Source organism: Arthrobacter sp. ov118, assembly GCF_900116495.1.
In the GTDB taxonomy this organism is placed as follows: Bacteria; Actinomycetota; Actinomycetes; order Actinomycetales; family Micrococcaceae; genus Arthrobacter.
The window spans coordinates 149,368-165,829 of sequence record NZ_FPAY01000003.1 but is presented as its reverse complement, the minus strand read 5'-3'; the positions used below and the strand labels follow the sequence as shown (position 1 = coordinate 165,829).

16 protein-coding genes are annotated in these 16,462 nt (G+C 67.0%); 8 read left to right on the top strand and 8 right to left on the bottom strand.

Annotation, left to right across the window (positions count from 1 at the left end):
- Positions 1–117: 117 nt before the first annotated feature.
- A complete protein-coding gene (locus BM372_RS08295; RefSeq protein WP_090954055.1) occupies positions 118–1,335 on the bottom strand; it encodes a glycoside hydrolase family 76 protein in 1,218 nt (405 codons plus the stop codon).
- Positions 1,336–1,551: 216 nt separating this feature from the next.
- Between BM372_RS08295 and BM372_RS08290 the strand changes: the two genes are divergently transcribed.
- Complete coding sequence (locus tag BM372_RS08290) at positions 1,552–2,349, top strand: SDR family NAD(P)-dependent oxidoreductase (RefSeq protein ID WP_090954053.1); 798 nt, start codon at positions 1,552–1,554, stop codon at positions 2,347–2,349.
- A 26-nt stretch (positions 2,350–2,375) separates the two neighbouring features.
- Positions 2,376–3,596: an acyl-CoA dehydrogenase family protein gene (locus tag BM372_RS08285; RefSeq protein WP_090954553.1), complete on the top strand. Its 1,221-nt coding sequence runs from the start codon at positions 2,376–2,378 to the stop codon at positions 3,594–3,596.
- A 29-nt stretch (positions 3,597–3,625) separates the two neighbouring features.
- Here the strand turns inward: BM372_RS08285 and BM372_RS08280 are convergent, their stop codons facing one another.
- Both BM372_RS08280 and BM372_RS08275 read right to left on the bottom strand, forming a co-directional pair.
- Positions 3,626–4,513: a DUF1684 domain-containing protein gene (locus tag BM372_RS08280; protein ID WP_090954051.1), complete on the bottom strand. Its 888-nt coding sequence runs from the start codon at positions 4,511–4,513 to the stop codon at positions 3,626–3,628.
- On the bottom strand, positions 4,510–5,154 hold the full coding sequence (locus tag BM372_RS08275; RefSeq protein ID WP_090954049.1) for a TetR/AcrR family transcriptional regulator: 645 nt from the start codon (positions 5,152–5,154) through the stop codon (positions 4,510–4,512). The genes BM372_RS08280 and BM372_RS08275 overlap by 4 nt, the downstream gene beginning before the upstream one ends.
- A 194-nt stretch (positions 5,155–5,348) precedes the next feature.
- Here BM372_RS08275 and BM372_RS08270 point away from each other — a divergent pair, with 194 nt between their 5' ends.
- The 4 genes from BM372_RS08270 (at position 5,349) to BM372_RS08255 (ending at position 11,420) form a co-directional block, all read left to right on the top strand.
- A complete protein-coding gene (locus BM372_RS08270) occupies positions 5,349–6,029 on the top strand; it encodes an NADPH-dependent F420 reductase (RefSeq protein WP_090954046.1) in 681 nt (226 codons plus the stop codon).
- Between the two features lie 243 nt (positions 6,030–6,272).
- Entirely contained in the window at positions 6,273–9,086 is a 2,814-nt protein-coding gene (gene ppc / locus BM372_RS08265; RefSeq protein WP_090954043.1) for a phosphoenolpyruvate carboxylase, read from the top strand.
- Between the two features lie 133 nt (positions 9,087–9,219).
- On the top strand, positions 9,220–11,031 hold the full coding sequence (locus BM372_RS08260; protein WP_090954040.1) for a thiamine pyrophosphate-requiring protein: 1,812 nt from the start codon (positions 9,220–9,222) through the stop codon (positions 11,029–11,031).
- Between the two features lie 83 nt (positions 11,032–11,114).
- Positions 11,115–11,420, top strand: coding sequence for a hypothetical protein (locus tag BM372_RS08255; RefSeq protein ID WP_090954037.1), 306 nt, complete (start codon positions 11,115–11,117; stop codon positions 11,418–11,420).
- Here the strand turns inward: BM372_RS08255 and BM372_RS08250 are convergent.
- The 5 genes from BM372_RS08250 to BM372_RS08230 all read right to left on the bottom strand — a co-directional run bounded on the left by BM372_RS08250 (position 11,417) and on the right by BM372_RS08230 (position 14,369).
- Positions 11,417–12,052: a DedA family protein gene (locus BM372_RS08250; protein ID WP_090954035.1), complete on the bottom strand. Its 636-nt coding sequence runs from the start codon at positions 12,050–12,052 to the stop codon at positions 11,417–11,419. The two genes, BM372_RS08255 and BM372_RS08250, sit on opposite strands and share 4 nt — an antisense overlap.
- Before the next feature lie 27 nt (positions 12,053–12,079).
- Positions 12,080–13,051 (bottom strand): RluA family pseudouridine synthase, encoded by a 972-nt coding sequence (locus tag BM372_RS08245; protein ID WP_090954033.1) that lies wholly within the window; start codon positions 13,049–13,051, stop codon positions 12,080–12,082.
- Between the two features lie 140 nt (positions 13,052–13,191).
- Positions 13,192–13,368 (bottom strand): CsbD family protein, encoded by a 177-nt coding sequence (locus BM372_RS08240; protein WP_090954551.1) that lies wholly within the window; start codon positions 13,366–13,368, stop codon positions 13,192–13,194.
- 315 nt (positions 13,369–13,683) lie between these two features.
- The gene (locus tag BM372_RS08235; RefSeq protein WP_090954031.1) at positions 13,684–14,106 is read right to left on the bottom strand and encodes a hypothetical protein; all 423 of its coding nucleotides are present in this window, start codon (positions 14,104–14,106) and stop codon (positions 13,684–13,686) included.
- 5 nt (positions 14,107–14,111) lie between these two features.
- Positions 14,112–14,369 carry a hypothetical protein gene (locus BM372_RS08230; RefSeq protein ID WP_090954029.1) on the bottom strand — a complete coding sequence of 86 codons (258 nt, stop codon included), beginning with the start codon at positions 14,367–14,369 and terminating at the stop codon, positions 14,112–14,114.
- A gap of 589 nt (positions 14,370–14,958) precedes the next feature.
- On the opposite strand from BM372_RS08230, the gene BM372_RS08225 reads away from it, so the two are divergent.
- Positions 14,959–15,756 carry an alpha/beta fold hydrolase gene (locus BM372_RS08225; RefSeq protein ID WP_090954027.1) on the top strand — a complete coding sequence of 266 codons (798 nt, stop codon included), beginning with the start codon at positions 14,959–14,961 and terminating at the stop codon, positions 15,754–15,756.
- Positions 15,753–16,460: an esterase/lipase family protein gene (locus BM372_RS08220; RefSeq protein WP_090954025.1), complete on the top strand. Its 708-nt coding sequence runs from the start codon at positions 15,753–15,755 to the stop codon at positions 16,458–16,460. Before BM372_RS08225 ends, BM372_RS08220 begins: the two co-directional genes overlap by 4 nt.
- Positions 16,461–16,462 lie beyond the last annotated feature (2 nt).

Genomic DNA, 16,462 nt, shown 5'->3' with positions numbered 1-16,462 from the left:
GAAGTTAGGGCATGCTCACTAAGAACGACTGTAGGTTAGCCAAACCTAAGCAACCAACCCGAGCGGCCTTTCTGTGATCAGGATCACATGAATTACGACACTATTGCGTGACTTAATTCAAACGGGCTTGGGCGCGCCTGCCGAGGCGGCCGAGGCGGCCGCCTCGAACACCATCCACGCCTGGAGCTGGGTGGAGAGTTCGACGGCTGCTCCCTCCGGATAGCTGCGGCGGGCGGGAAGCGCTGTGCTGTCGGAAAAGACCAGATGACTCCCCGGCCGGGCCAGGCGGTCCTGCGGCGGGAGAATCCGGCGCCCTTCCCACAAGGCTTCGGCTGTATCGTTCACCAGCGTCGCCGCCGTGGCGCGGGTTTCGGCAGGCAGCCGATCGTCGCGGGCGGCCAGGGCCAGATAGCGGACCAGGATTCCGGTGAAGAGCCCGCCGTCTCCCGTTCCTTCGCAGCGCAACACGGCAGCGCTGCGGCCCAGTAGCGGCGCCGGTTCGGTGAGGCCCCGCGCTACGGCGTCAACCAGCGCAGCCGCCCGGGCGAGGTTCCCCTCGCCGCCGAGTTCCAGCAGCGCGCCGAGGACGGGCCCCTGGTTGTAGGTGTAAATGGTCTCTACCAGCGCCACATCGCCCGTGCCGGAAATCCGCAGGCCGTCCCGGTACAGGCCCTGACCGGGCTCGTAGAGGCGGGCGTCCAGCCAATCGAGCAGCGCCTGGGCCTTGGCCCGGTTCCCCGTTCGCGCATAGTAGAGGGCGACCGGCGCGGTGGCGGGCGTGTTCTTGAAGTCGCGCTTCCTGCTCCAGAAGGTGCCGCCGCCGAGGTCGTCCGTGGAGGCGGAGTCGAACTGCAGTGTGAGGCTCTGCAGGATCTTGGCGTTGCGCTCGCGGCCGGTATGTTTGCGGGTGTCCTCGGCAAGTCTGTCCAGCCGTTGCGTTGCCAGGGCCAGCCAGGCCATGTCGTCGTAGTAGTTGTTGACCGCTGAGAAGTTCACAAGCGTGAAAAAGTTGCGCAGCCGAATGCCCGTGACCAGCCGGGAGGCGAGCCTGCCGGCGCTGGGCCGGTTCTCGCCGTCGAACTTGGGTCCCGAATGCTCCGCCGAGCCCAGCTCCCGGCGGCCGGTGTCCACGAGGCAGTCCAGGTAGTGCGCCTGCCACCAGTAGTGCCAGGGCCGGGAGAGGTTTTGCAGGCGGCCCGAGGGCCGGAGGGTGGCGGCGATGTGTGTCCCCGGCAGGAAGAAGAGCCGCTGCCCGAAAAGCCTGGTCACCGATCGGGCGGCCTCGTCCGCGCGGAAGGACCATTTGGGGGTGGAGGATGAGTCGGCTCGGGTCATGGCCCAAGCCTAACGGCGGGGGCGGCGCGGCTGTGACCGGAACGGGCCCCCATGCGGGCGCGGGGCGTCGGGCGTGGGGCGCGGGTGCCGGTCAAGGTGCGGAAAGTGCGTATTCCAGTTAACATTCACTAACTAATGTTCCCTGCGGGCGCTGTTGCAAGCACCGCTTTGTGTCGGGTTCGCGGCCGGGGTTCGGTTCCACATCAAGGAGGATGGATGGACATCAAGGGTACTGTCGCGCTGATCACGGGCGGGGCCTCAGGTCTCGGGGCCGCCACGGCCAGGCGCCTGTTCGACGCCGGTGCGTCGGTGGTGCTCGTGGATCTGCCGGCCTCCGCCGGGGACGCTTTCGCAGCCGAGCTGACCGCTTCGGGCTCGGCTAGTGGCCGCACGGCCGTCTTTGTCCCCGCCGATGTGACCGATGAGGCGCAGGTGCAGGCCGCCGTCGACGCCGCCGTGGCGCTGGGCCCGCTTCGCGTCGTGGTGAACTGCGCGGGGATCGCCACCCCCGGCAAGGTGCTGGGCCGCGACGGCGTCCTGCCGCTCGAGACGTTCAGCCGTGTCATCCAGATCAACCTCGTGGGCACCTTCAACGTGATCCGCCTGGCCGCGGCCGCGATGGCTGCCGCGGAGCCCGCCATGACGGAGCTCGGCGGCCCCGAACGCGGCGTCATCATCAACACCGCCTCCGTTGCGGCCTTCGACGGCCAGATCGGGCAGCCCGCCTACGCCGCCTCCAAGGGCGCCGTGGCCGCCATGACGCTGCCGATCGCCCGCGAACTCGCGCGCTCCCTGATCCGGGTGGTCACCATCGCCCCGGGGATCTTCGAGACCCCGATGATGGCCGGGCTGCCGCAGGAGGCGCAGGACTCCCTTGGCCAGCAGGTGCCGCACCCCTCGCGGTTGGGCCGCCCCGCCGAATACGCGAACCTCGCCGCGCACATTGTGGACAACGCCATGCTCAACGGCGAGACCATACGCCTCGACGGTGCCATCCGCATGGGTCCGAAATGACCAGGTCCAAAATGACCAGTTCCGGAATGACCGGGGCCTTGCCGGCCGCGGCGGGCGCCCAAGCTACGGCCGGCCTGCCCACGGCTGACTTTTTCGACTACGAATCCCTGCTCAGCGCGGCCGAGCAGGCCAAACTGTCCGAGCTGCGGGAGTTCCTGGCCACCGACGTCGCCCCGTTCGCTTGCGACTGGTGGAACAACGCCGAATTTCCCGCCCACATCCTGCCCAAGCTGGCCGCCCTGGAGCTCAGCGCCCCGGCGCAGCGCGGTTACAGCCACCTGTTCGCGGGGATCATCATCGCCGAAATGACCCGGGTGGACACGTCGCTCGCAACCTTCTTCCTGGTCCACCACGACCTTTTCGTGGAATCGCTCTACGGCTTCGGCTCGGAGGAGCAGAGGGCGCGGCTGCTCGACGATGCGGCGAGCCTGCGCACCACGGGCGCCTTTGCGCTCACCGAACCGGACCACGGCTCGGACGTGGCCGGCGGCATGGAAACCCGGGCGCGGCGGGTCCCCGGCGTCGCGGCCGACGGCGGCGATGCCTGGCTGCTCAACGGCGCCAAGCGCTGGATCGGCAACGGGACGTTCTGCGACTACATGCTCGTCTGGGCCAGGGATGAGGCCGACGGCGGCATCCGCGGCTTCATCGTCGACGCCACCCTGCCGGGGGTGAGCCGGAGCAGGATCGAGAACAAGATCGCCCTGCGCACAGTCCAGAACGCGGACATCACCTTCACCGACGTCCGGGTGGCCGAAACGGACCGCTTCGCCGGCATCAGCAGCTTCGAGGACACCAACGAGCTCCTGCGCGGCTCCCGGATCATGGTGGCCTGGCAGGCGGTGGGGCAGCAGTTGGCGGCGTTCGACGTCGCCCGGCAGTACGCCGTCGAACGCCGGCAGTTCGGCCGCCCGCTGGCGAAGTTCCAGCTCGTCCAGCAGCAGCTGGTGACCATGCTCGGCAACGCCGTGGCCAGCATGGGCATGATGGTGCGGATCGCGCAGCTGCAGGAGCAGGGCGCGGCGGACATGCCGCAGGTGGCGCTCGCGAAGTCCTATGTGAGCGCCCGGATGCGCGAAACCGTGGCGATGGGCCGGTCCCTGCTGGGCGGCAACGGAATCGTCACCGACTACCGGATGGCCAAGATCTTCTCCGACGCCGAGGCGATCTACACCTACGAGGGCTCGTTCGAGATCAACACCCTGATTGCCGGACGTGCCGTGACGGGCGTGTCGGCGATCGTCTAGCCATCCGTGGCTCGTCCCGGGCTGATCACTTAAAAGAGCGCTGGCTCTTTCTCGCCGGCTTCGATCCGGTAGTCGAGGCTGTTGGTTTTCACCGGCATGGGGCAGGTGCCGTACGGGGTGAAGGCGCTCGGGTAGTTGATCGCCCGGTTGAAATCGAGGATCACCGTGTTGTCCGGCCGGGGGCGTGCGGTGGAGACCTTGCGCCACTCGTCCGTGCTCTCACCGTTGGTCTCGTCGTGGAAGGTCACGGTCAGGGCCCCGAGCTTCTCCTCTTCGGCCTGCAGACGGAACTCGTGGTCCTTGCCGGGAAGCCGGAAGACCAGCTCGCCCACCGAGCGGTGCACGCCGTCGACCAGGGGATTGGCGGTGCCGATCGGGACGTCCACGGGCTCGGGGTAGGGCACGAACCGGGCCTCGACCGCCAGGTCCGGCCGGAAGTCGAAGGTGGGCACGCCGTCGAACTCGGTGAACACCGGCGACTTCGAGTCCCGGGTGCGGATGGCATATTTGTCTGCCCGCATCGCGAGTTCCACCACTACCTGCCGGCCGTCATCACCGCCGTACTGCACCCACATCAGCGATTCCTCGTCCGCGAGCACGGCGCTGACGGTGCCGTCCACGGGCTCGCCGGTGTCCACGAGGCTCACCCCGTCGGACGCTGCGGCGGTGAGAAAGGCCGTGGTGCCGTCGGTGGACCAGAGTCCGGGGACGAACTCGACGCCGGTCGGCCGCTCCTCAAGCCACTGAAAAGACGTCAGCGTCAGCCAGCCGTATTCGCTTGCCAGTGCGGCATTGCGGCTGTTCCGGAAGCGCTGCCAGCGGGCAAGCTGCGGGTCTTGGTTGGAACCGTCTTGCTTTGAACCGGGTTGCTTTGAACCGGGTTGCTTTGAACCGGGCGCGGGCTCAGGGGCGTTCATGGGTTTCCTCCGGGGGCGGGCGGGGTTTTGAGGCTGGCTGCCACGAGTTGGGCGGCGGTGGACCGGGCCGCGCTGGCCGCATCCGGGCTGCCGTCGAGGACCCCGCTGGCGAGTCCGCCGTCGAGCAGGAGGGTCAGGCTGCGGGCGAGCTGGTCCGGATCCCGGGCGCCGGCGCGGCCGGCCAGGTCCCGGATCCAGGCGAGGACCTGTTGTTTGTGGGCCACCGTCCGGTCGTGGACCCGGGTGCCGGCGGGGGATTCGGCGGCCGCGTTGATGAAGGCGCAGCCGCGGTAGCCGTCGCGCCGGCAGGCGGTGGTCAAGGCATCAAACAGGCCCACGAGCTGCGCGGCCGGCTCGTCCCCGGCAGCTTCGGCGGCGGCATGAAGCTGCCCGGTCCAGACGGCGTCGACCTTCTCCAGGTACGCCAGAATGAGTTCGTCCTTGGCCGGAAAGTACTTGTAGAAGGTCGCTTTAGCGACGCCGGACTCGGCAATGATCGTGTCGATGCCGGCCGCTCGGAAGCCCTGCGCATAAAAGAGCCGGAAAGCCGTGGCCAGGATCTTTTCCCTGGCGTTGCCCGCAGTGGCGTTGCCTGTGGCGGCACGGGCGGCCTGCGGGGCAGTGGCTGCTGGCGGCGTCATGCCCCAATCGTACACAGACAAGTCTGTCTAGGTGCAGGGAGGGGGGCGCAGGATGTAGCGGCCCCTTCCAGCGCGGCGCCCCTGGCAGCCCGCAGGCCCAGCCCAGACATCTGTCCGTAGACAGATCTGTCTGGTAGTCTCATGCCCAAGCGTAGACGGACCTGTCTACTCCACGGATTTGAAGTGAGGATGCTATGAAGATTGCAGTATTCGGCACCGGCACGGTCGGCCCCGCCGTCGCGGACGCCCTGGCAAAACTCGGCCACGACGTCGTCATTGGAACCCGCGACCCGCAGGCGACGCTGGCAAGGACCGAGCCGGGTCCGATGGGCGGCGTTCCGTTCGCCCAGTGGCACGCGGAGCATGCCGGAATCAGGCTGACCACCTTCGAGGATGCCGCTGCCGGCAGCGACATCGTCGTCAACGCCACCAACGGCACTGGCTCTCTGGACGCGCTGGCCGCCGCCGGGGCCAGCAACCTGTCCGGCAAGGTGATCGTGGACATCGCAAATCCGCTCGACTTGTCCCAAGGCTTCCCGCCCTCGCTGAACCCGGTGAACACGGACAGCCTCGGCGAGCAGATCCAGCGGACGTTCCCCGATGCCCGCGTGGTGAAAACGCTCAACACGATGAACGCCAGCATCATGGTGGATCCGGCAAGCGTTGCTGGCGGCGACCACTCCGTTTTTGTCTCGGGCAACGATGCGGACGCCAAGTCGGCGGTGGCTGGTCTGCTGGCGGACCTCGGCCACCGGGACATAATCGACCTGGGCGACATCACCACGGCGCGCGGCGCCGAGATGCTCCTGCCAATCTGGTTGCGGCTCTGGGGTGCCTTCGGAAACGCGGACTTCAACTTCAAGATCGCGCGCTGACACTCCCGCGCCCGAGTAGCCCGCGGATAGGGACCGCTATGGGCGCGCAAAAACGGCCCCTGCTGCGGGCCACTTGGGTGCCGGGCAAATCGGTTGCCGGGCGGTGTAACACGGGCCGACATTATCTGAGACGGAATTCCAGCCGGGGAGGCGTGCGAGTAACATCCCATGGGAAGAAGTAATCGGGCTCACAGTATCCAGCGCAGTGTACGAGCCAAGTCGAACCCTCGAAAGATAGTTTCCATGGCTGACACTGCAATGCATTCCGACACCGATCTTGCCGCCGAACTCCGCGCCGACGTCCGCCGGGTTTCCACCCTCCTGGGCGAATCCCTGGTCCGCCAGCACGGGCCGGAACTCCTTGACCTCGTCGAGCAGGTGCGCCTGCTGACCAAGGAATCCAAGGAGGCCGCCCGGGGCGGGGCCGACGCCACCGGTCCGTGGAGCTCGTACGACGTCGTCGCCCAGGTCCGTGAACTGCTCGGCTCCCTGCCGCTGGACCAGGCCACTGACCTGGTCCGGGCCTTCGCGTTCTACTTCCACCTGGCGAACGCCGCCGAGCAGGTCCACCGGGTCCGCGGCCTGCGCACCCGGCAGGAGAAGGACGGCTGGCTCGCCAAGGCTGTGGAAGAGATCGCGGACCAGGCAGGCAACTCCGTGCTGCAGGAAGTGGTCAACGAGCTCGACGTCCGTCCCATTTTCACCGCGCACCCCACCGAGGCCTCCCGCCGCTCCGTGCTGGACAAGATCCGCCGGCTCTCGGACATCCTCGCCGAATCCACCCAGGAGGGCACGTCCGCGCGCCGCCGCCAGGACCGCAACCTGTCCGAAGTGATCGACCAGATGTGGCAGACGGACGAGCTCCGCCAGGTCCGGCCCACCCCCGTGGACGAGGCCCGGAACGCCATCTACTACCTCACCGGCATCCTCAGCGACGCCATGCCCGAAATGCTCTCCGACCTATCGGAACTGCTCACCGAGCACGGCGTCACCCTGCCGCCGGAGAAGGCCCCGATCCGTTTTGGCTCCTGGATTGGCGGCGACCGGGACGGCAACCCCAGCGTCACGGCCGCGGTTACCCGCGAGATCCTCCAGATCCAGAACCAGCACGCCGTGCGGATCAGCATCGGCCTGATCGACGGGCTCATCTCCATCCTGTCCAACTCGACCGCGCTGGCCGGGGCGGACCAGGAACTGCTGGACTCGATCGACGTCGACCTGGGGAACCTGCCGGGCATCGACCGCCGCGTCCTGGAGCTGAACGCGCAGGAGCCGTACCGGCTCAAGCTGACCTGCATCAAGGCCAAGCTGATCAACACCGGCCGGCGGGTCTCGGCCGGATCCGCGCACGAGCCCGGCCGCGACTACACCGCCACCGCGGAGCTCCTCGCCGAGCTCGGACTGCTGGAACGGTCTTTGCGCAACCACCACGCCGCGCTGGCCGCCGACGGCGCCCTGTCCCGGGTCCGCCGGGCCATCTCCTCCTTTGGCCTGCACCTGGCCACCCTCGACATCCGCGAGCACGCCGACCACCACCACGACGCCGTCGGGCAGCTCATGGACCGCCTCGGCGGCCCCGGCGTCCGGTACGCGGAACTCAGCCGCGCCGAGCGGCTCGAGGTGCTGGGCTCCGAACTCGCCTCCCGTCGCCCGCTCTCCGGCCACCCGATCAAGCTCGACGGCGTCGCCGACGGCACCTACGACGTCTTCCGCGAAATCCGGCGCGCCCTGCGCACCTACGGGCCCGACGTGATCGAGACCTACATCATCTCCATGACCCGCGGCGCGGACGACGTCCTGGCCGCGGCCGTGCTGGCCCGCGAGGCCGGCCTGGTGAACCTCTTCGGCGAGGCCCCCTACGCCAAGATCGGGTTCGCGCCGCTGCTGGAGACCGTCGAGGAGCTGCGCGCCTCCGCCGAGATCGTGGACCGGCTGCTCTCCGATTCCTCCTACCGCGAACTGGTGCGGCTGCGCGGCGACGTGCAGGAAATCATGCTCGGCTACTCGGACTCCAACAAGGAATCCGGCGTCATGACCAGCCAGTGGGAAATTTACAAGACCCAGCGCAAGCTGCGGGACGTGGCCGCGAAGCACGGCGTCCGGGTGCGCCTCTTCCACGGCCGCGGCGGCTCCGTGGGCCGCGGCGGCGGCCCGACGTACGACGCGATCATGGCCCAGCCCAATGGCGTGCTCGAGGGCGAGATCAAGTTCACCGAGCAGGGCGAGGTCATCTCGGACAAGTACTCCCTGCCGGAGCTGGCCCGCGAAAACCTGGAGCTCTCCCTCGCCGCGGTGCTGCAGGGCTCGGCGCTGCACCGCGCCCCGCGCACCTCCGAGGACCAGCGGGTGCGGTACGGCGACGTAATGGAAACCGTGTCCGACGCCGCGTTTGACCGCTACCGCGCGCTGATTGACGACCCCGACCTGCCCGCCTACTTCATGGCCTCCACCCCGGTGGAGCAGCTGGGGTCCCTGAACATCGGATCGCGTCCCTCCAAGCGGCCCGATTCCGGCGCCGGACTTGAAGGCCTGCGGGCCATCCCCTGGGTGTTCGGATGGACGCAGTCACGGCAGATTGTTCCGGGCTGGTTCGGCGTGGGCTCCGGCCTCAAGGCCGCGCGCGAGGCCGGGAACTCCGCCCAGCTCAAGGAGATGATCGAGGGCTGGCACTTCTTCCGCTCGGTGATCTCCAACGTGGAGATGACCCTGGCCAAGACGGACATGGACATTGCCGGCTATTACGTCTCCACCCTGGTGCCCGAGGAGCTGCATCACCTGTTCCGCGCCATCCGGGACGAGTACGAGCTCACCGTCGAGGAAATCCAGAACCTCACCGGCGAGCACGTCATCCTCGACGCCCAGCCCACCCTGAAGCGCTCCCTGGAGATCAGGGACCAGTACCTGGACCCGATCAGCTACCTGCAGGTGGAACTCCTGCGCCGGGTCCGGGCCGAGGCGGGGGCGACCATATCGGGGGCCGAAATCGACGAGCGGCTCCAGCGCGCCATGCTGATCACCGTCAACGGGGTCGCCGCCGGCCTGCGCAACACCGGCTAACCCGTCTGTTGCCTGGAACGGTCGACCTAGAACGCTGGCCACCCCGCCGTCGAGCCTTTGGCCCGCACGTATCCATCAGCATGCTTAGTATGGTTCCAGGCAGTAACCACCCACTGACTACAGGAGCCCTGGCATGACTCAGCGAACGGTTTCGGATCTCATAGTGGAACGCCTCCAGGCGTGGGGCGTGGACAGGGTCTTTGGATACAGCGGAGACGGCATCAACGGTTTCATGGGTGCCCTCCACCGGTCCGAGGACGCCATCGAGTTCGTGCAGGCAAGGCACGAAGAAGCGGCGGCTTTCATGGCGGTCGGGCACGGAAAGTACACGGGCGGAGTCGGAGTGGTGACGTCCACTCAAGGCCCCGGCGCCGTCCACCTGCTCAACGGCCTCTACGACGCCAAGCTTGACAGCGTCCCGGTGGTGGCGATCATCGGCCAGCAAAGCACTACCGTCTTGGGCTCGGCGTACATGCAGGAAATCGACCTGCTGACACTCTTCAAGGACGTCGCCGCACAGTTCGCGCAGCTGGCCAGCTCCCCTGAGCAGGTACCGATGCTGATAGATCGCGCGTTCCGCACGGCACTGGAAACAAAGTCCCCCTGCGTGGTGATCGTGCCCCACGACATCCAAACCGCCGAGGCCCCCGAACTGGAGCACGAACACGGCATAGTGGTCACCGCTCCGCTCTGGCACCCTGCCCAGGTGTTGCCGGCCGAGGAAGACCTGGACGCCGCCGCAGAGCTCCTGTCCAAGGGCGAGCGGATCGCGCTCTTCGTCGGCCAGGGTGCCCGCGGTGCGCAAGCCGAGGTTGTCGCCCTGGCCGAGAAGTTGAACGCCGGAATCACCACGAGCCTGTTGGGCAAGCCATACGTTGACGAGACACTTTCCTTCGCCACCGGCACCATGGGCCACCTAGGCACTACGGCGAGCGCGCATCTGCTCGAAAACTGCGACACCCTGCTGATCATTGGATCCAACGATCCTTGGACGGAGTTCTACCCCAAACCGGGCACGGCCAGGGCTGTGCAGATCGACATCGACGGCCGGAAGATCGCCAACCGGTACCCCGTCGAAGTTGGACTGGTAGGCGACGCCGCCGGAACGCTGCGCGAGCTAAGTGCGCGGCTTGATAAGCAGCCGAACCAGCCAACGCGCACCCAGTGGCGGACCGACGTCGAAGACCAGGTGCGTGCCTGGCGTGACCTGTCAGAGGAGCGCGCCAACGTCGCAGCCGAGCCCGTCAACCCGGAACGGGTGGTGCGCGAGCTCAACGGAAGGCTTCCCGCCGACGCGCAGCTGAGCATCGACGTCGGCAGTTGTGTTTATTGGTACGCCCGCCAACTGGTCTTGCCGGCGGGAGTCCCGGCACACGTGTCCGGAACGCTCGCCAGCATGGGCTGCGCCATCCCCTATGGACTCGCGGCGAAGCTGGCCCATCCGGAGCGGCCACTGGTGGCGCTGGCCGGTGACGGCGGCATGCAGATGTTGGGCGTCGCGGAGCTGATCACCGTCGCGCACCGATGGCGGGAGTGGGCGGATCCGCGGTTCGTGGTGTGCGTTTTCAACAATCGCGACCTCGCCGAGGTCTCCTGGGAGCAGCGCGAAACGGAGGCCGAACCGCGCTTCCCCGCCAGCCAGATTATCCCGGACTTCCCCTATGCAGGCTACGCGGAATTGCTGGGCCTAAAGGGTGTCCGGGTCGACGACCCTGCACAGCTGGGCGCCGCCTGGGACGCGGTCCTTTCCGCCGACCGGCCTGCGGTTCTGGAAGTATTGACGGACCCAAACACCCCGCTGCTTCCGCCCTTCCCCGCCGGAGCCGAGAAGCTGGAGGACATGCGGTCCGCGCTGGCGGAAGAGGGCCCCGATGGCGAGCACGCCCGGAAACTGCTGGACGCTTACGCGCAGGGCGAGTCCCGTCTGCGGGACTCCCAGGGCTAAGCCAACTGGGGGACCGTTAGGGGGGTGGGGTGCGCGCCGTACCCTCTCGGACGCAAGTACCCGATGCATTTAGGCTTGAGCCTATGCCGTCGTTCCAGACCAGACTGAAGATCACCGGGCTCAAGCCGGGAAACGCCCCGGAAGCGGTCATGGCCGCGGCCATCGAGGCGCTCGGGACGCGGCACCACGTCGAATCACACCAGCTCGAGCTCGCCGGCGGCGTACCGCAGCTGAACCTGCGCTTCCTGGTCGAGGCCACCGCGGACAGCGCTGAGAACAGCCAGGCGGTTGAGTCGGCAGCCATGATGCGCGACGCCGTCGAACGCGTTGCTCTCACCGGAACGCTGACGGTGCTGCGCCGCAGCCGCGGACGCTGGGCTCCCGTCTAAAAGTCCAGTTCCTCGTCCGGGTCATTCGCAACGGTTACCACGGGGGAGTTGTTTCCCCGGCGGCGCGTCACCATCACGCCCACGACGGCGCCGATCACCATCCCGACGCCGACGCCGATCAGGGAGCTCGCCCAGAACGGGAGCCCGGTCGCGGAGCCCGTGAAATAGCCCAGCGCCACGGACCAGCTGGCCCACAGCAGGCCGCCCAGGGCCGCGCAGAGACTGAACCCGCGCGTGGAGACGTTGGCTATGCCTGCCGCGGCCGTCGTGGCCAGCCGACCGCCGGGGATGAAGCGGATGCCGATGATCGCTCCGTAGGTGGAGGACCGGCCCGCCTTTGCGATGGCCGCATGCACCGTGGCGTGGAAGTGCCGGCCCCATCTCCAGCGATCGAGCACGTGGCTCAGCCGCCGCTTGAAGAGCTGGAAGACCAGGACATCGCCAATCCATGAGGACAGGGCGGCCAGGAGCACCACGAGGAAGCCGTTGATGCTGCCCGCGGCGGAGAGCGCGCCGCCGGTGATGACGATCATCTCTGAGGGGAGAGGCGGGAAGAGGGCGTCGCCGATCACGAAGGGGAAGATCCAAAAATAGATCGCGGCACCCCAGCTGTCCGCATTTCCCAAGTCCATGGGCACAAGGTACCGTACTTCCGGCCGCTAGCGGGCGTGGCTCAGGTTCAGTCCGCTGCGGTATTCCACGGGGGTCCCCGAGATGGGGTCTATGAAGCGGATTCCGCGCGCCAGTAGCTGCAGTGGCTTGGCGTAGTCGTCCGGGGCTTTGTCCAGCAGTTCCGGGTAGAACGCATCGTTGACGATGCCCAGCCCCAGGGAGGCCATGTGGACGCGGAGCTGGTGGGTTTTGCCCGAATGTGGCTCCAGCCGGTACAGCGCGCGCCGTCCGGCCGGGTCTGCGGCGAGGCCGGCCGCGGGGCTGCCCCCGGAGGGAGTGCCGGCGTCGAACGTCCGCAACAGCTCAATCCTTGTTTCCGTGTTGGGCTCGCCGTCGATGACTTCGGCCAGCAGATAGCTGCGGGACTTGGTCATCCGGTTCCGCACCACCACCGGGAAGTCCACGGCCGGATACCCAGGAGCCGGGGCGGCCGCCGCCACACACTCGTACTCCTTCTGGACCTGGCGTTTTTCGAACAGCACCTGGTACTTGCCGCGGGTGGCCGGATTGGTCGAGAGCAGCAGGACGCCGGCGGTCATCCGGTCCAGGCGATGCATGGGAATGAGGTCCGGCAGGCCGAGTTGGTTCCGGAGCCGGACCAGGGCCGATTCCTGGATGTAGGTGCCGCCGGGCGTCGTGGGCAAAAAGTGGGGTTTGTCCACCACCAGCAGGTGGTCGTCCTGGTGCAGGATGTTCAGTTCCACCGGCATGCGCGTCTCGGGCGGCAGCGTGCGGTAGTACCAAATGAAGGTGTGGTCCTGCAGCGGGGTGCTGCGGTCCAGTGCCACGCCGGCCTCGCCGACGATCTCCCCGGCGTCGAAGCGGTCCTCGATGCCCTGCGGGTCGATGTGTCCCCATCGATGCATCATGTAGTCCAGTGCCGTGTCCCAGGGCCCTTCCTCGGGCAGGCGCAGGCGGGTTGCGTTCACGCCGTCGCGCACGGGCAGGGGGGATTGCATCACCCGGCCTATTCTACTTTGCCCTTCGCCTTGGCCGGGTCCGGCCGATCCAGCTGGCCGGCCGCTGCCGGGGCGGAATTAACGACGCGAGGGATGCGGCCCCCAACAGGAGCAGCATCCCTCGCGCCGTCGTCTGGCTTTCAGTCTTTCTTGAAAGCGTCCTTGACCTTTTCTCCGGCCTGCTTCAGGTCCGACTTCGCCTGATCAGTCTTGCCCTCGGCCTTCAGGCTGTCATCGCCCGTTGCCTCGCCGGCAGCTTCCTTGCCCTTGCCGCCGAGTTTCTCTGCGGCGTTGTCGATCTTGTCTCCCAAGCCCATGGTGGTCTCCCTGCGGTTGGCTGTCCCCGGCGCGAGCCCCGGGGCTGACAGTTCCATCCTAGGACCGTCGCCCGGGCCTTGGACAGCTTCCGCGGGAGATCGCCGCCGGTCAGCTGTTTCCCGCGTAGACGAGGCTGTCGGTGTCTTCTTGCTTTGCCGGCATGTCAGCGAGCCCATGGGGTGAGAGATCCATCCCGGCAAGTGACGCACCCGTTGCGGCAGCGAGGTCTCGCCCGTGGTGGGCGTTGTGATGATCGGTGATGTTGTGTCCGTTTCGTCGTTGGTGGGCGGATTCCGGGGTAGCGGTTCGACGCGTCAGTGGGGGAGTGCCATCTGGAAGCCGCAGCTGCAGCGCAAGACCCGGGTTTGCAGGTACACGCCCAGATGATCAGCGGGACCGGGGTCGGTAGTGAGCGGAAGATACGCATTCCGCATCGCCGGATCTGCCGGTGCCATAGCTTCTCCGCAGTGGACGTAGTCCCCGTCGGGACGCTCCAGCTGCACGTCGTCACCGGGACGGGCCGTGATGGCGGCCACAAACTGTGCAGTTGTTGCCAGTACCCGGGACCCGCCACAGCGGGTGCAGTTGAAGGCAACGGCGAGGGTTTCCTGCAACGGGTCGAGGTCGGTGACCGTATCGACGAGGAGGTGGTCGTCGGAGTCGCAGTCGGCACACCAGGGGCGGTGGCCCCTGAGTTGGTGGGCGTCGCGCGGAACGTAGGTGCCGGGAACGGGCACGCGGTTCAGACCAGGACCGGGTAGCTGCTCAGGATGTAGTCCGCCGCGGCCGGACCCTTCATGCGCAGGTGGTTGTTGTGGCCTGCGGCGATGCGGGTCTTCATCGCCGCCCAAAAGGACGTTTCCGCGCAGGGCACCAGCCCCATCACGCAGCACCAGCTGGTGTAGAGCCCGTAGAGCTGGTCCCGCTCAAGGGTGCAGTCCGAATCGAGGTCGTAGGTGGTGGATTCCTGAAGGAACTGGTCAAAATGCGTGTCTGCCATGGTTGGCTCATTTCCGCGCGGGTGCAACAGATGCCGCCGTGTGGCTACAGCAGCTCGTTCTGACGCCCAGCACAAGGCGTCAGAACGGGTACTTCAATCTGACATTCGTTGCCCGGCCGGTGGCGGATGGGTCCGAAGGGCGGACCGGGCGGATTGGGACCGAGGGGGCAGATCGCTGCAGTGGCATTTCGGTTCTTCGGGGGAACGTCCTGTGCAACCTGCGTCAGACTGTTTCTACAATGTAGACGTTAGGCGTAGACCCACTAGGAAACAAGCCCGTGGCCCCGCCCGGCCCGGTATTGCTTGGTCAGGATGGAAGTCAATGACGGCCCCGCAAGACCTCGCAGGAGCCCCCGCCGGGGCGGCCGGCAACAAGAGCCGGCTGAGCCGTGAACTCGTACTTACCGCCGCCCTGAACCTCCCACATCCTCAACGAACTGCAGGAGTTCGAGGTCGACCCGGACCAAAACGAAGCCCCGCTGCGGCTCGGCCTCCACAACCTGCCGGAATTCCCGCGGCATCCTGAGTGCTGGCCCGCCCGCCGCGAGGGTGAACCCGCTATCGGCCGCAAGGGGGCTATTCTCTACAGATGGTTGATTTCGCCGTTTCCGACGTCCGCTCGCAAGGGCTGAGCGGGCGCCTCTATGCTTCCCGCGGGACGGGGAAATCCCGCGCGGAGGGTGAGGCAGCTCCGGCTTTCGTCCTCCTCCACGGCATCGGTGTGTCCCACCGCTACCTGTTTCGGCTGCACCAGTTGCTGGCTGAAACCACGGACACGTACTCGATCGATCTTCCCGGCTTTGCTGGAACGCCGAAACCTGACCGCCAGTTGTCGGTCGGTGATTACGCGGACTTCATCCTGGCAGCCCTGGATGAAGCGGGGGTGACATCTTGTGTGCTGGTGGGGCATTCAATGGGAACCCAGTTCGCCGTCGAGGCCGCCGCGCGGCAGCCGGACAGGTTCACCGAACTCGTCCTCATGGGCCCTGTGGTCGACCCGCGGCGGCGCACGGTGATGCGACAGGCCCTTGACCTCACCAAGGATTGCGCGTTTTTCGAGAGCGCCAGTTCCAACCTGATCGTCCTGACGGACTATGTAAGGTGCGGGCCCCGGTGGTACCTCACGGAGCTTCCTGTCATGATGTCCTATCCCTTGGAGGAGCGCATCGGCGATGTTCGGGTCCCGGTGCTGGTGTTGCGGGGCGCCAAGGACCCGGTGGCATCGCGCAACTGGTGTCAGGTTCTGGCGGCGCGGGCTGCGGCAGGGCAATTCCGTGAGGTTTCCGGCTGCGGCCACGTCGCCCAGCACACCGGCACCACCGCGGTGGCTCAGGCAATTCTGGATTTCGCCGGGCATCCCGGCAGGCCTTTGGAAACCACGGCATGAGCGGAGTATTGCGCAAGGCGCTCTGGTGGGCCCAGGACTACGCGTATGCTGCTGGGTGGCAAATCCGCGGTGCCCTGTCGCGAACGAGGGCTGATTCCTTCCACAGCGGCTACCGCAGTCCCGTAGTGGTGATTCCGGGCGTGTACGAGAACTGGCGGTTCATGCTGCCGCTCATCACGGCCCTGCACGGTGCCGGGCATCCGGTACACGTGGTGACAGTGCTGCAGTGGAACCGGCTCGAGGTGCCGGTCGCCGCCCGGTTTGTGGCGGAACATATTGCCGCGGCCGGCCTTGAGGGAGTCATGATCGTCGCCCACAGCAAGGGGGGTCTGATTGGTAAATACGCCATGCTCGCGATGGACGCCGAGCGGCGGATCGACCGGATGGTCGCCATCTGCACGCCGTTCTCCGGATCGCGCTACGCGCGTTACCTGCTCATCCCGAGCCTGCGCATTTTCTCTCCCCGCAATGCCCTGACGCTGCAGATGGCCCGCGAAGAAGCTGTCAACCATAGAATCAGTTCCGTCTACGGCATCTTCGATCCCCATATTCCCGAAGGAAGCGTGCTGCCCGGCGCCAGGAATATCCGGCTCCGAGCGGCCGGGCACTTCCGGATCCTGAGCGACCCGGCGACGGCTGAAACCATTCTTGAGGAACTCCACCCGGATATAGCCGCCGAGCCCGGCAGCTCTCAGTCGACGTAGCG